This window comes from Kutzneria sp. 744, assembly GCF_000568255.1.
GTDB lineage: Bacteria > Actinomycetota > Actinomycetes > Mycobacteriales > Pseudonocardiaceae > Kutzneria.
This window is the reverse complement of the sequence record NZ_KK037166.1, coordinates 8,255,280-8,268,022: the sequence shown is the minus strand read 5'-3', so window position 1 is coordinate 8,268,022 and position 12,743 is coordinate 8,255,280. Positions and strand designations below refer to the sequence as shown.

The 12,743-nt window shown below is 69.7% G+C and carries 14 protein-coding genes; 7 read left to right on the top strand and 7 right to left on the bottom strand.

Going from position 1 to position 12,743, the window contains the following annotated elements; all coding sequences use genetic code 11:
- Position 1 precedes the first annotated feature (1 nt).
- Positions 2-1,612, top strand: coding sequence for an MFS transporter (locus KUTG_RS38095; protein ID WP_157495058.1), 1,611 nt, complete (start codon positions 2-4; stop codon positions 1,610-1,612).
- A gap of 67 nt (positions 1,613-1,679) precedes the next feature.
- Here the strand turns inward: KUTG_RS38095 and KUTG_RS38090 are convergent, their stop codons facing one another.
- The 6 genes from KUTG_RS38090 to KUTG_RS38065 all read right to left on the bottom strand — a co-directional run bounded on the left by KUTG_RS38090 (position 1,680) and on the right by KUTG_RS38065 (position 7,118).
- A complete protein-coding gene (locus tag KUTG_RS38090; RefSeq protein WP_052395867.1) occupies positions 1,680-2,045 on the bottom strand; it encodes a DUF6247 family protein in 366 nt (121 codons plus the stop codon).
- Positions 2,046-2,156: 111 nt separating this feature from the next.
- The gene (locus KUTG_RS38085) at positions 2,157-3,143 is read right to left on the bottom strand and encodes a zinc-dependent alcohol dehydrogenase family protein (RefSeq protein WP_043723860.1); all 987 of its coding nucleotides are present in this window, start codon (positions 3,141-3,143) and stop codon (positions 2,157-2,159) included.
- Positions 3,140-3,964, bottom strand: coding sequence for a carbohydrate ABC transporter permease (locus tag KUTG_RS38080; protein WP_043723858.1), 825 nt, complete (start codon positions 3,962-3,964; stop codon positions 3,140-3,142). Before KUTG_RS38080 ends, KUTG_RS38085 begins: the two co-directional genes overlap by 4 nt.
- Complete coding sequence (locus KUTG_RS38075) at positions 3,961-4,908, bottom strand: carbohydrate ABC transporter permease (RefSeq protein ID WP_084580261.1); 948 nt, start codon at positions 4,906-4,908, stop codon at positions 3,961-3,963. The genes KUTG_RS38080 and KUTG_RS38075 overlap by 4 nt, the downstream gene beginning before the upstream one ends.
- A gap of 1 nt (position 4,909) precedes the next feature.
- A complete protein-coding gene (locus tag KUTG_RS38070) occupies positions 4,910-6,271 on the bottom strand; it encodes an ABC transporter substrate-binding protein (RefSeq protein ID WP_043732043.1) in 1,362 nt (453 codons plus the stop codon).
- 85 nt (positions 6,272-6,356) lie between these two features.
- Complete coding sequence (locus KUTG_RS38065; protein ID WP_043723855.1) at positions 6,357-7,118, bottom strand: DeoR/GlpR family DNA-binding transcription regulator; 762 nt, start codon at positions 7,116-7,118, stop codon at positions 6,357-6,359.
- 246 nt (positions 7,119-7,364) lie between these two features.
- Between KUTG_RS38065 and KUTG_RS38060 the strand changes: the two genes are divergently transcribed.
- The 4 genes from KUTG_RS38060 to KUTG_RS38045 all read left to right on the top strand — a co-directional run bounded on the left by KUTG_RS38060 (position 7,365) and on the right by KUTG_RS38045 (position 11,235).
- A complete protein-coding gene (locus tag KUTG_RS38060) occupies positions 7,365-8,483 on the top strand; it encodes a glycoside hydrolase family 3 N-terminal domain-containing protein (protein ID WP_084580259.1) in 1,119 nt (372 codons plus the stop codon).
- Between the two features lie 275 nt (positions 8,484-8,758).
- A complete protein-coding gene (locus KUTG_RS38055) occupies positions 8,759-9,349 on the top strand; it encodes an RNA polymerase sigma factor (protein ID WP_043732040.1) in 591 nt (196 codons plus the stop codon).
- Positions 9,342-10,571, top strand: a complete 1,230-nt coding sequence (locus KUTG_RS38050) for a hypothetical protein (protein ID WP_043723854.1) — start codon at positions 9,342-9,344, stop codon at positions 10,569-10,571. The genes KUTG_RS38055 and KUTG_RS38050 overlap by 8 nt, the downstream gene beginning before the upstream one ends.
- 10 nt (positions 10,572-10,581) lie before the next feature.
- The gene (locus tag KUTG_RS38045) at positions 10,582-11,235 is read left to right on the top strand and encodes a histidine phosphatase family protein (RefSeq protein WP_043723851.1); all 654 of its coding nucleotides are present in this window, start codon (positions 10,582-10,584) and stop codon (positions 11,233-11,235) included.
- Here the strand turns inward: KUTG_RS38045 and KUTG_RS38040 are convergent.
- Entirely contained in the window at positions 11,224-11,607 is a 384-nt protein-coding gene (locus KUTG_RS38040; protein ID WP_043723849.1) for a Na-translocating system protein MpsC family protein, read from the bottom strand. The genes KUTG_RS38045 and KUTG_RS38040 overlap by 12 nt on opposite strands.
- A gap of 209 nt (positions 11,608-11,816) precedes the next feature.
- Here KUTG_RS38040 and KUTG_RS38035 point away from each other — a divergent pair, with 209 nt between their 5' ends.
- The gene (locus tag KUTG_RS38035) at positions 11,817-12,335 is read left to right on the top strand and encodes a cysteine dioxygenase (protein WP_198047442.1); all 519 of its coding nucleotides are present in this window, start codon (positions 11,817-11,819) and stop codon (positions 12,333-12,335) included.
- Complete coding sequence (locus KUTG_RS38030) at positions 12,332-12,739, top strand: rhodanese-like domain-containing protein (RefSeq protein WP_043723847.1); 408 nt, start codon at positions 12,332-12,334, stop codon at positions 12,737-12,739. The genes KUTG_RS38035 and KUTG_RS38030 overlap by 4 nt, the downstream gene beginning before the upstream one ends.
- Positions 12,740-12,743: the final 4 nt, after the last annotated feature.

Here is a 12,743-nt window from a genome sequence, read left to right as displayed (position 1 = left end):
CATTCAATACAGAGCGTCCGCGAACGCGGACACCGAGCGCCAGCGAGGTGCCGCAGTGAGCGACAGACCGGTCAACCCGTGGGGCGCGCTGGCCGCGCTCTGCATCGGCTTCTTCATGATCCTGCTGGACGCGACCATCGTGTCCATCGCCATCCCGGCCATGCTGCGCGGGCTGAACGCCAGCCTGAACGCCGTGGTCTGGGTGACGAGCATCTACCTGCTCACCTACGCCGTGCCGATGCTGTTCACCAGCCGGCTCGGCGACCGGTTCGGTCCCAAGCGGGTCTTCATGGCCGGCCTGGTGCTGTTCACGCTGGCCTCGCTGTGGTGCGGGCTGGCCGGTGACGTCGGCACCCTGATCGCCGCCCGCGGCGTGCAGGGCATCGGCGCCGCCCTGATGACGCCGCAGACACTGTCGTTCATCAGCTTCCTGTTCCCGCCGGCCCGTCGCGGCGCCGCCATGGGCGTGTGGGGCGGGATCGCCGGCCTGGCCACCGTCACCGGGCCGCTGCTCGGCGGCGTGCTGGTGGACAACTTCGGCTGGCAGTGGATCTTCTACGTCAACGTGCCGATCGGCGTGATCGCCGTGGTCCTGGGCATGATCCTGGTGCCCGACTGGCGGCCCGGCACCGCGCACGCCTTCGACGTGCCTGGAATCCTGTTGTCCGGCCTCGGCTTGCTGCTGGTCGTGTTCGGCCTGCAGAACGGCCAGCAGTACAACTGGGGCAAGGTGTGGGGCGGCGTCACCGTCTTCGAGATCATCGCCGCCGGTGTCGTGCTGCTGGTGGTTTTTGTCTTCTGGCAACGCTTCAATCCACGTGAACCCCTGCTGCCGCTGCACATCTTCGGCAACCGCAACTTCTCCAGCGGCGTGCTGGCCTCGGTGACCGTCGGCTTCACCATGACCGGCATGTTCTTCCCGATCGTGATCTACCTCCAGACCGTGCTCGGCATGACTCCCCTGCACGCCGGCCTGCTCACCGCCCCCATGTCCCTGCTGTCCGGGGTCGTCGCCCCGTTCGCCGGGCGGTTGTCCGACAAGGTCAACGCCAAGTTCCTGCTGGTGTTCGGCCTGGTCGCGCTGGCCGCCGGCCTGGCCTGGATCTCCTTGCAGGTCACGCCGACCACCTCGCCGTACGCGCTGATCCCCGCGTTGTTGTTGTGCGGCTTGGGCATCGGCTTCATCTTCTCCCCCATGAGCGCCGTGACCATGGGTTCGGTGCCCCGGGAGCTCACCGGCTCCGCGTCCGGCATCTTCAACACCGCCCGCCAGGTCGGCGGCGTGCTCGGCTCCGCCGCCGTCGGCGTGCTGCTCCAGGCCCGCATCACCGCCTCGCTGGCCGCCTCCACCGCCGACCTGCCGCCCCAGATCCGCGCGGGTCTGTCCAGCGCCGCCAACGTCGAGGGCGGCGCCCCCTCCGACTTCGGCTCCGTGCCCGACTCCGTGCGCCAGCAGGTCACCGACGCCATCCACAGTGGACTCACCACCGCCGCCGCCCAGACCCTCTGGCTCCCCGCCGCCTTCCTCCTCCTCGGCGCCCTGGCCGCCCTCACCATGCGCACCAGCCGCCGCCCCACCGCAAAGCCGTCACCCGAACCAGCCACCACCTGACCACCCCCGCGAGTCACGCTCTGCGGCACACCGAATGTCGGTTTCGGGCAGAACCGAGCCTCGAAGCTCAGTTCTGCTCCAGGCCGACATTCGGTGTGTCTGAGGGCGTGACTCGCGGGGGCGCGTCGGCGAGCCGTTGCTGGATGATCGCCTTCATCTCCTCGCCTGAGATGCTGCCTGCCGGCGCCTCCCCGGTTCGGAGGACGACTTCGGCCTTGGCCAGGATGCGGTAGTAACTACCGGGATCCTTCAGTTCGGCATAGGCGAACAGCCGCCACTTCGCGAGCAGGTCGTGCACGCCGACCAGGCTGTGGTTAAGCCTGGCCTCCTCCATAACGTGATCCCACTCGCGATCGAACTCGTAGCGCATCTGCTGACTCAGGCAGGCGCGAATTGCTTCCGGCACCGGATCCGGCGGCCTGGGAGACGGCATGCCGCGACGGTAGCGATCGAGACCGCAAGCACGAACAGGTGGCGGCAGTCTCACCAAGGGTGACCGGAGCGCGCTCGATCGAGGGGATCAAGCGCGCTCCGGTCGGGACCGTCAGGGCAGGACCTGGATCTTGCGGCCCTTGCCGGCCTTGAACTGCTCCAGGGCGGCGGCGTAGTCGTCGAGGGGCAGGCGGTCGCTGATGAAGATCTCCGGGTCGAGCACGCCGCCGGCGAAGAGGTCGGCGGCGCGCTCGTAGCTGTGGAGCACAGCCATGGAGCCGGTGATGGTGATCTCCTGGTTGTAGATCCTGTACGGGTCGATCTCCACACGGGCGGCGTAGTCGGCCACGCCGAACTGGAGGAAGGTGCCGCCCTTGGCGACGCGGCCGAGGCCGTCCTGGATGGCGCGGGCGTTGCCGGTGGCGTCGATGACGACGTCCCAGCCGCCGCGGTCCAGCTCGTCGGCGCTGGTGGCGACGGCGGTGCAGCCGAGCTGGCGGGCGGTGGCCAGGCGCTCCTTGTTGAGGTCGACGACCTCGATGGACGCCGCGCCGGTGAGCTTGCCCAGCTCCAGCATCATCAGGCCCATGGTGCCGGAGCCGTAGATCAGCACGGACGTCGCCAGCTGGGAACGCAGCACGTCGTAGCCCCGCACGGCACAGGACAGGGGCTCGATCAGGGCGGCGTCCTCGGTCCGCACGTGATCGGGCAGCTTGACGCAGTTGGCCACGGGCGCGACGGCGAACTCGGCGGCCCCGCCGGCGGTGGAGACGCCGATGCCGCCCCAGCGCTCGCACAGGTTGTTGCGCCCGGACCGGCAGTACCGGCACTCGAAGCAGTACAGGGACGGGTCGACGGCGACCCGGTCGCCGACGGCCACCTCGGTGACGTCGGCGCCGATCTCGGCCACCACGCCGGCGAACTCGTGGCCGGGGATCACGGGCAGCGTCGGCGCGAACTCGCCCTGCAGGATGTGCAGGTCGGTGCCGCACAGCCCACAGGCGGACACGTCCACCACGACCTGGCGGCGTCCGGGCGCCGGATCGTCCACAGTGGTCACTTCCACCTGGCCGACCCCGCTGATGACGGCTGCCTTCACTTCACGGCTCCCAACGACAGGCCCTGGACCAACTTGTCCTGGGCGGCGAAACCCGCGGCCAGCACCGGCAGTGAGATCACCGTCGCGGCCGCGCACACCTTGGCCAGGAACAGCCCCTGGCTGGTGACGAAACTGGTGAGGAACACCGGCGCGGTGCCCGCGACCACGCCGGTCAGCACCCGGGCGAACAGCAGCTCGTTCCAGCTGAAGATGAAGCAGATCAACGAGGTCGCGGCGATGCCGGGCATGGCGACCGGGGCCACCACCCGCCGCAGCGTGGTGACCAGCCCGGCCCCGTCCAGCTGCGCGGCCTCCAGCATCTCCACCGGCACCTCGGCCAGGAACGAGCGCATCAGCCACACCGCGATCGGCAGGTTCATCGAGGTGTAGAGAATGGTCAGGAACGAGATGTTGTCCAGCAGCCCGGAGAACTGGGCGAACAGGTAGATCGGCAGGGTGCCGGCCACCACCGGCAGCATCTTGGTGGACAGGAAGAAGAACAGCACGTCCGACCACTTGCGCACGGGCTTGATCGACAGCGCGTAGGCGGCGGGGATGGCCAGCAGCAGCACGATGACCGTGGACCCGATGCTGGCGCTGGCCGAGTTGATCAGCGGCGGCCACGGGCTGGCCCCGCTGCCGGCGCCGAAGAACTCCTCGTAGCCGCTCAGGGTCAGCGGCGCGAGCAGGGACGGCGGGTTGGTGGCGGCGTCGGACTCGCTGTGGAAGGAGGTCAGCACCATCCACAGCACCGGCAGCGCGAACAGGATGCCGGCCAGCCAGGCGAACAGGCCCCACGGCCGCCACGCCTTGCGCGTCATGACTTCACCTCGTTGCGCAGCAGGGAGGACACGACACGCAGGGCGAAGGTGGCGATGACGATGGAGGCGATCACCACGATGACGCCGGCCGCCGACGCCTGCCCGTAGTCGTGGGCCTGGAAGAAGGTCTGGTAGATGGTGTACGGCAGGTTCGCGGTGCCCAGGCCGCCGGAGGTGATGGTGAACACCGCGTCGAAGTTCTGCACGATGTAGATCGACCCGAGCAGCCCGCCCAGCTCCAGGTACTGCCGCAGGTGCGGCAGCGTGAGGTAGCGGAAGATCTGCCACGGCGTGGCGCCGTCCATCCGGGCCGCCTCAATGGCGTCGAACGGCCTGCTTTGCAGCCCCGCCAACAGGATCAGCATCATGAATGGCGTCCACTGCCACACCAGGGCGGCCTCGACGGCGATCTTGGGCATGGTGGAGATCCAGTCCGGCTGCGGCGGCGCCGTTCCGCCGAACAGCCCCCAGATCCACGTCAAAGCGCCGTTGAGCAGGCCGTACTCGGGGTTGTAGAGCACGTGCTTCCACAGCAGCGCGGCGGCCACCGGCACCACCAGGAACGGTGCGATCAGCATCGTTCGCACGAATCCGCGGCCGCGGAAACGCTGGTCCAGCAACAAAGCGAGACCGAGCCCCAGCAGCAGGCTGACCACCACCACGGCAACCGTGAGGATCACCGTGGACACCACCGACGAGCGCAGCGCGTCGTCGGTGGCGACCGCGATGTAGTTGCCCAGACCGGCGAAGCCCTGGTTGCTCGGATCCAGCGCGTTCCAGCGCAGGAAGGAGATGATCAGGGTCGCGACGAACGGCAGCTGGGTGATGATGATCGTGAACACCAGGGCGGGCAGCAGCGGCGCCCGGCGGGCCCACTCGGCGGCCCGCTTGGGCCCACGGTTCACCGAGGTCGCCAGCGGTCGGTCCAGGGTCTGGGTGGCCATGTCACTTGCCCTGGTACTTGGTGGCGACCTGCGCGGCCAGTTGCTGTGACGCTTCGAGCGCGGCGTCCACCGTGGTCGATCCGGCGATGGCCGAGCTGATCTGCTGCGACACCTTGGTGCCCAGGTCGGTGAACTCCGGGATGTCGACGAACTGGATGCCCAGCGTCGGCCGCGGCTGCACACCCGGGTTCTTCGGGTCGGCAGAGCTGATCGCGTTCTTGGTCTGCTCGGCGAACGCGCCGGCCGTCTTCACGTAGTCCGCGTTCTCGTACGTCGAGGCGCGCTTGCCGGCGGGCACGCGGGACCAGCCCAGCTGCTTGCCGACCAGGTTCTCGTAGTCCTTTCCGGACGCCCACGAGAGGAACTTCCAGGCGTTGTCCTGCTTCTTGGACGCCTTCTGCACACCCCAGGCCCAGGTGTAGAGCCAGCCGGCGGACTTGGTCTTCATGACCGGGGCCGGCACGTAGCCGAGCTTGCCGGCGACCGGGGATTCCTTGGCCTCCAACGAACCCGCGGCCGAGGTCGCGTCGTACCACATGGCGACCTTGCCCTGCTCCAGGTTGTTCAGGCACTCGGAGAAGCCGGCCTGAGGGGCGCCGGACTCACCGTGCGCCTTGACCAGGTCCACGTAGAACTGGGTGGCCTGCTTGAACTCCGGGCTGGTCAGCTGGGCCTGCCAGTCCTTGGTGAACCAGGTGCCGCCGAAGGTGTTGACGACGGTGTCGAGCGGGGCCATCACCTCGCCCCAGCCGGGCTGGCCGCGCAGGCAGATGCCCTTCATGCCCGGCTGCGCCCCGTCGGCCTGCGCGGCCAGGTCGGCTACCTGCTGCCACGTCGGGTTGGCCGGCATGGTCAGACCCTTGGCCTGGAAGACATCCTTGCGGTACATGAGGAAAGAGGACTCGCCGTAGAACGGCTCGCCGTAGACCTTGCCGTCCTCCGCGGTCAGCGACACCCGCATCGGCTCCAGGATGTCGTTCTGGTCGAACGCGGTGTCCTTGCTGATGTGCTCGTCCAGCGGCGCGAGCCAGCCGTTCTTGGCGTAGAAGGGGATCTCGTAGTTGCTGATGGTGGCGACGTCGTACTGGCCGGCCTGGCTGGAGAAGTCCTGGCTGATCTTGTCGCGGACGTCGTTCTCCGGCAGCACGGTGAAGTTGACCGTGATGCCGGTCTGCTTGGTGAAGTTGTCGGCCGTGAGCTTCTGCAGGTCGACCATCTGAGGGTTGTTCACCATCAGCACGTTGATCGAGTTCGCGCCGCCGGCGCCCCCGCCACCCGCGCCGCTGCACGCGGTCAGCGCCGCGGCCACCAGCATCGCACCCGTCGCCGCACCCACGGCACGGCGTGCTCCGATTCGCGCCATCCGAGACATCTCCTCGTTTTTCCTGTAACGCCTGGGCATAACGGACAGCCCCCATGTCCCGGTGGCGCGCACCGGGAGTCCTCGATCAGACGCGGACGATCTTCGGCCCCAGCACCGCGTAGCGCTGACCGTCCGCCGTGGACAGTCCGGTGTCGGTGACGATGGCCTCGAAGTCCGCGATGTCGGCGAACCGGCTGAAGCTGGCCACGCCGAACTTGGTGTGCACGCCGACGAAAACGCGCCGCCGGGACACCGCGACGGCCTTCGCCTTGACCGCGCCGACCGCCGGATCGGGTGTGGTCAGGCCGTGCTCGCGGGAGATCCCGTTGGCCCCTATGTAAGCCAGGTCGATCACCATCTCGCCCAGCATGCGCAGCACCCAGTGGTCCACGGTCGCCAAAGTGTGCCCGCGCAGTCGCCCGCCCAGCAGCAGCACGGTGACGCTGGGCGTGCTCGACAGCGCCGCGGCCGCCGGCAGCGACGCCGTCACGACCGTCAGCGGGCGGTCGGTCGGCAGCGACTCGGCCACCAGCTGCGGGGTGAAGCCCTCGTCGATGAACACCGTCTCCGCGTCGCCCAGCCGGTCCGCGGCGGCACGGGCGATGCGCCGCTTCTCGGGCAGGTGCGAGGTCGCGCGGTAGGCGATGCCGGTCTCGTAGCCCGCGGTCTCCACCGGCACCGCACCACCGTGGGTGCGGCGCACCAGCCCGTGCTGGTCGAGCAGCTTCAGGTCACGGCGGACGGTCTCCGGCGCGACGTCCAGCTCGGTCGCCACGTCGCCGACGTCCACCCGCCCGTTGGCCCGCGCGCGGGCCAGGATCCGGCGCTGGCGCTCGTCCGCCTGCATCGAAACCCACCTCCACAGCGCTGTGTTGACTCGGGCATTGACCGGCCCGTTCGGGCAGGAATCAGGTTTAACACCGTCGTCACGGTGTGGCCAGCGCCACAGTGGGCGCCGCGCTGCCCGATTTTCGCCCGTTTGAGTGGCGCTCAGCTGCTATCGCCATGGTCAACGGCCCGTGTTGTGCCCGTTTCCCGGCGTGACGGTGCCCGTTCGATGCTCGTATTCACCAGATGCGGTTAACTGGTGCGCATGGGCAGCACCATTTCGGACGTCGTCCGCTGGGCCGTCGTCGTGACCATGGCCGGACCGCTGGCGCTGGTCGGCACGCCGGCCCCGCTCGCGACCAACAGCCCGGCCCCCACGGGGCTGTCCATCGACCAGCGGGTCGGGCAGCGGGTCATCTACTCGTACCCGGGCGCGACGCCGCCGCAGACGCTGCTGGACCGGATCCGCCAGGGCCGGGTCGGCGGCGTGATCTTCTTCAGCGAGAACATCAAGTCCACCGCCCAGATCACCGGCGTGGTCGGCCAGCTGCGGCAGGCCGCCGCGCAGAGCCCCGTGCACCAGCCGCTGCTGCTCATGACCGACCAGGAGGGCGGCCTGGTCCGACGGCTGCCCGGCGCGCCGACCATGTCGGAGAAGCAGATCGGGCAGGCCGCCGACGCGCAGCAGCAGGCCGCCGCCGCGGGCGACGGGGCCGGCAAGAACCTGGCCGGCGTCGGCATGAACTTCAACCTCGCGCCAGTGCTGGACGTCTTCCGCACCCCCGGCGACTTCGACGACTCAGCCCAGCGCTCCTACAGCCAGGACCCGGCCAAGGTGAACACGCTCGGCCAGGCCTTCGTCACCGCCCAGCAGCAGACCGGCGTCGCCGCCACGGTCAAGCACTTCCCCGGCCTCGGCTCGGCCACCACCCAGCAGAACACCGACGAGCAGCCGGTCACGCTCACCGCCTCCGCCGACACGCTGCGCTCCGTCGACGAGGCCGCCTACCCGGGCTCGATCGCCGCCGGCGTGAAGTCCGTGATGCTGTCCTGGGCCATCTACCCCGCGCTCGACACGAAGCCGGCCGGCATGTCCGCCACGATCATCAACCAGGAGCTGCGCGGCCGCCTCGGCTTCAAGGGCGTCACCATCACCGACGCCCTGGAGGCCGGCTCCCTGCAGGCCTTCGGCGACACCGGCCAGCGCGCCGTCACCGCCGCCGGCGCCGGCATGGACCTCATCCTGTGCTCCGGCCGCGACGTCAGCCAGGGCGACCAGGCCGCCGCCGCGATCTCCGCCGCCGTCACGTCCAACAAGCTGGACCACAGCGCCTTCGACGCCTCCGTGGACCGCGTGTTGCAGATGCGGGGCAGCCTGCACTGAGTCTTTGGCGCCGCCTTCGGCGTCGCGGCTCGGCCCCTCGTGACCCCTGCCTCGCCCTTGCCGGATTTTCCCCCGCCGCATCGGCTCGGGTGGGTGGGCGCGTCAGGTGGCGGCGGACGAAAATCCGCCAACCGTGCGAAGCAGGGGCGGGGCCGAGCGCTCTCCGGTGTTGGCGGTCTGAACCCTCTGAACGGCCCCCCTTCGTGGCTCGTCGCGAATTTCTGTCCAGTTCGATGCAACATGATCCGGGCTGCGACCACATAGGGGGGGTGGAGATGCTGGCCGACCCTGAGTCGGCGCCCGACGCGCAGCTGTGGGAGGCGATCGCCGGTGACGACCATGCAGCGTTCACCACGCTGTTCGAACGGCATGCGCAGGCCGTCTGGAACTACGCGTACCGGCTGACCGGCTCGTGGTCGGCGGCCGAGGACGTGCTGTCGACGACGTTCCTGACGGCCTGGCGTCGCCGGGCCGACGTGGTGTTGATCCGGGAGAGTGCCCTGCCGTGGCTGTACACGGTGGCGGCGAACCTCGTGCGCAACGACCACCGGCGGCGCAGCCGGTTCCTGCGGCTGGTGCCGAAGCTGGCGGTGCCCGAGGAGAGCCGGGACCACGCCGAGGAGCTGGCCGAGCAGGACCACACGCAGCAGCGCCTCAAGAAGGTGCTGGCCGCGGTGGACGAGCTGCCGGCGTCCGAGCGGGAGGCCGTGCAGCTGTGCATGGTCGGGCGGATGAGCACCGCCGACGCCGCCGAGCTGCTCGGCATCACGGAGGTCAGCGTCCGTTCCCGCCTGTCAAGGGCGCGCACTCGGCTGCGTCGCATGACCAGCGACGACAGCATGACCGAGGAGAGCTTCGATGAGTGACCCGTTCGACGTGCCCGAGCGGGACCTGCCCGAGCACGTCCGCCAGCAGGCGCTGCGCCGGATCATGACCGAGATCGGGCGGGAGCCCCGCGCACGCCGCCGCTCCGGCCTGGTGCCGGTGGTCATCGCCGCCTCGGTCGTGATCCTGATGGCCGGCGCCACGGTCGTGACCAGCGCCATCCTCGGCAACAAGGACCACAAGGTCACCAACGCCTCGCCGACCACGCACGCGGCCGCGTCGACCACCTCCACCAGCGGCGGCGGCCGCGAGACCGGTTTCGGCCTGTACAACGCCCAGCGCGACTGGGGCACCGGCGCGGAGATGGAGCGCTGCTGGCAGGCCGACCACAAGCCGGACACCTGGGCGCCGCTGCTGCGGGTCGAGACCAACAACGTGGTCGCGCTGCTCTACCGGGTCGGCACCGACATCGTCTTCTGCCAGCTCACCCCGGTCCAGGTGACGGTGAAGTCGAAGCCGTATCCGGCCCCGCCGACCGGCAACGTGCCGGCGCGTCTCCTGTTCACCGCGGTCGAGGGCACCTACGCCGGCGTGACCGCCGCGGACGTGGACAACCTGGTGATCACCCCCGACCAGCCCCCCATCGGATCGCCGTCGGCGATCGGCAACGGCGTGTTCATCCTGCCCAACGGCTACCGACCGACCGACCACGTCACGCTGCGCGGCTTCTCCACGCCGGACTACACCGTGCCCAAGGCCGACCTGCCGCAGCCGTTGACGTCGAGCCGCCAGACCATCGACCAGCACGCGGAGCGGACCTCGGCCGCCGGCCAGCGGCTGGCCGGCTGCCTGAGCGCGGCGAATCCGCCGGTCGCCGACGCCGACTACTTCGTGGCGGGCGCGTCCGTGGTGGTCGACGACCAGCACTGGGCCCAGCTGGGCAAGGTCGGCAACTCCCTGGTCTGGTGCTCCTCCGTGCCCGGCGAATCAGCCCGGTTCCTCCCCTTGCCGCCAACCACGCACGCGATCACGTGGGTGACGGTCGACAAGTTCGGGCCGTCCGAGATCGGACCGGTGATCGTCGGCATCGCCCAGGACGCCGACGCCGCCACCGTCTCCCTGCAGCCGCCCGGGAAGGACGCCCGCACCGCCACCGTCGACCACGGCTCGTTCATCGTGACCGGGCTGGGCGAACCGGTCGGCGGCTCGAACGTCATGGTCAAGGACAGCGGCGGCAAGATGATCGAGCAGTTCCCGATCTAGGCTCGGCCGGGTGACCACCGAGTACCGACAGTTCCGGTTCCAGCGGCCGCCCGGCTCCACCGAGCTGGTGCTGATCCGCCACGGCGAGTCGGCGCCGGCCCGGTTCGACCGGCCCTATCCCTACCGGGACGGGCACGGCGATCCGGAGCTGGCGCCGCAGGGCCGCGAGCAGGCCGTCAAGCTCGCCGACCGGTTCCAGGACCAGCACTTCGACGCGATCTACGTCACGACGCTGCGCCGCACCCACCAGACCGCGGCGCCGCTGGCCGAGCGGCTGGGCATCGTCCCGAAGATCGAGCCCGACCTTCGGGAAGTGCATCTCGGCGAGTGGGAGGGCGGCCTGCTGCGCAAGCACGTCGCCGAGGGCCATCCGCTGGTGACGGAAATGAACGCGCGGCAGCGCTGGGACGCGATCCCCGGCGCGGAATCCACCGAGCAGCTGGCCGCACGGGTCGGGGCCGGCATCCGCCGCATCGCCGGCGCGCACCCCGACCAGCGGGTGGCGGTCGTCGTGCACGGCGGCGTGATCGGGCAGGTCCTGGCCATGGCCAGCGGGGCCGAGCCGTTCACGTTCATCGGTTCGGACAACGCCTCGGTGTCGGTGCTGGTGGTGGCCGGCGACCAGTGGATCATCCGGGGCTACAACGACGTCTCACACCTGTGACGGCGGATCAGCGTCGAAGTCGCCGAGGTCGGAGAAGACGAACACCCGCACGGCGTAGCCGGTGGTCGGGTGCACCTGGGCCAGGTAGGCCGACACGGGGCTGCCGACGATCTCCTCGATGGCGTCCAGGAAGTCCTGCCTGGTCGCCTCGTGCAGGGCCTCGTGGTGGCGCAGCACGGCGTCGGAGTGACCGCGCTCGTGCAGCACGGCGTCGGCGACGGTGAGGCTGTCGATGGACAGCACGACCAGGCTGATCGGGTCGTCGTCGGAGACCGACACCTTGACGTTGCGGGGGCCTCGACCGTAGAAGGACCGCTCGAGGCTCGTGACCTTCTCGGCGACCGAGTTACGTTGAGCCCTGGTGATGCGCACCGGCGGCTTTCCTCTCGCGGGTGTGGCGGGTTACCCTGCGCAAAGACCACAACAACATAGTGGCTTCCGAGCCGTGCCGCAGCGGAACAGCTGTTCCGAGGCGGTGTGGCCCGGGCGAGATACCTCCCACGCTGGCGTGGCGCGAAGGTCCGGATACCCCGGAAAGGCGCGCGGCGACACCGTGGGATGCCGAGCGAAGGGCTTGTCTCGTGGCAGTTCAGACCCGTCCCGCCCAGTTGCGGGACCTCGTCGACGACTACGTCGCGCGCCGCGACGAGTGGTCGGCGCACGTCCGCTTCGATCTCACGGAGCGGTACTTCTCCCGCCTGTACCGCGACGACAGCGTCGAGGTCTGGCTCATCTGCTGGGATCTCGGTCAGGACACCCTGCTGCACGACCACGGGGGCAGCGTCGGCGCCTTCGCCGTGGCCAGCGGCCAGCTGATCGAAGATTTCGGCGACACCACGCAGGAAGGCTTGCGCACCCGCCGCCACCGGTCCGGCGACTCCGTCGCGTTCGGGCCGACCTACCTGCACAACCTGGTCAACGTCGGCATGGAGCCCGCCATCTCCATTCACGCCTACTCCGAGCCGCTGACGTCGATGAACTTCTACTGCTGGCTGCCGTCGGGCATTCACCACCTGCGTCAGGTGCCCTGCGACACACCGGAGCCGGACACCACCGCGCTGGAGGCCACCGCGGCCCGCCTGCGCGAGGCCGCCGTATGAGCGACGACCTGGTCAGCGGGCTGGTGCAGACGGCCCGCGAGCACATCACGCGGTACAGCCCGACCGAGGCCGCCGAGGCGATGCGGGCCGGCGCGGTGCTGGTCGACCTGCGACCGACCGAGTACCGCTGGCGGTTCGGGGAGATCCCCGGGGCCGTCGCGGTGTCCCGGCACGTGTTGGAGTGGCGCATGGACGTGACCAGTCCGCACCGCCTCAAGGAACTCCGGCCGGACGACGTCGAGCAGGAGGTCATCCTGCTCTGCAACGAGGGCTACACCTCCAGCCTCGCCGCCTACCAGCTGCGCAGCCAACTCGGGCTGCGCAACGTCAACGACGTCGAGGGCGGCTTCGCCGCCTGGCGCGACGCCGGCCACCCCATCGTGCGCCGACTGGTGGCCGACTAGCGGG